The 1,257-nt window shown below is 51.4% G+C and carries 1 protein-coding gene; it reads right to left on the bottom strand.

Annotated elements, in window-relative coordinates; all coding sequences use genetic code 11:
• Positions 1-61: 61 nt before the first annotated feature.
• Positions 62-1,191 (bottom strand): IS3 family transposase gene (locus AB9F26_RS22080; protein ID WP_369769108.1). Its coding sequence is split into 2 segments (ribosomal slippage): positions 62-918 and positions 918-1,191, totalling 1,131 coding nucleotides; the frame shifts between segments, so codons are not numbered across the junction.
• Between the last annotated feature and the right edge of the window lie 66 nt (positions 1,192-1,257).

Here is a 1,257-nt window from a genome sequence, read left to right as displayed (position 1 = left end):
TGAAGTGGTCCTGCTTTTTAGGACAGGTTTACGGCTTTGCTAAGATGCACCTGGTTTATGTTCATGCCGCGTTTCGTGTTTCTAGTTGTCCGAAGTATGCGATGTCCGGCGTACGCTTATCAAGGGCGGTGTGAGGTCGCTCTGAGTTGTAGAACGCGATCCAGTTATCGATTATCCGTTCTGCTTGGAACCCGTCGGTGATCTCATGCAGATAAATGGCTTCTTGTTTCAGGGATCGCCACAGCCGTTCGATGAAGATGTTATCCAGATATCGGCCTCGCCCATCCATTGAGATTTTGATTTTGGCTTCAGTCAAAGTTGTGATCCAGCCCGCGCCTGTATATTGGCTGCCCTGATCGGTGTTCATGATCTCTGGCTTGCCGTATTTGAAGATAGCCTCCTCCAGCGCCTCAACACAGAAGCTGGCATCCAGCGTATTTGAGAGCCGCCAGGACAGCACTTTTCGGGTTGCCCAGTCCATGATCGCCACCAGATACAGAAAGCCGTTTTTGACTGGGATGTAGGTGATGTCGCTACACCAAACCTGATTGGACCGCGTGATAGCCAGTTTTCTCAACAGGTATGGATAAATGCGGTGCTGTGGATGCTTCTTACTCGTGTTTGGGCCCTTGTAGATGGCCTGCAAACCCATAATCCGCATCAGGCGACGTACACGATGTCGCCCTGCCAGGAACCCCGATTGGGGAAGATAGGCGGCAATTTGGCGACTGCCAAAGAAAGGATACTTCGTAAATATCCGGTCAATCTCATGCATCAAATCAAGCGTCGCGGGGTCAAGACCAACCGGCGTGTAATAGATCGATGACCGACTGATCTTGAGCAGCGTGCATTGGCGCGTCAGGCTCAAATCCGTATTCTCTTTGCGGATCATCTCGCGGCGTTCTAATGGGCTCATCGCTTTAGCCCTTGTGACAAAAAATCGTTCTCCACCGCCAACTGACCAATCTTCGCGTGCAAGTTCTTGATCTCGCCCTCTTTGTTCTCAGCCTTTTTTACCTTGTCCGAGAAAACTCCCGCCATGCCTTCAATCGCCTGCCGTTTCCACGTGCTCACCTGCGTGGGGTGCAGTTGACGCTTGGCCGCGATCTCCTGAACCGTCTTGTCTCCGCGCAGCGCCTCAAGCGCCACAGAAGCTTTAAACTTGTCTGAAAAGTTCCGTCGTTTCGTCATTCTCGTATCCATTCTCTTGTGTTGGATACACCTTAGCACCTTGTCCAAATTTGCCGGACCACTTCA

This window comes from Falsihalocynthiibacter sp. BN13B15 (assembly GCF_041205415.1).
Classification (GTDB): Bacteria; Pseudomonadota; Alphaproteobacteria; order Rhodobacterales; family Rhodobacteraceae; genus Falsihalocynthiibacter; species Falsihalocynthiibacter arcticus.
The sequence above is the reverse complement of the archived record's forward strand: the minus strand, read 5'-3'. Positions and strand labels throughout refer to the sequence as shown.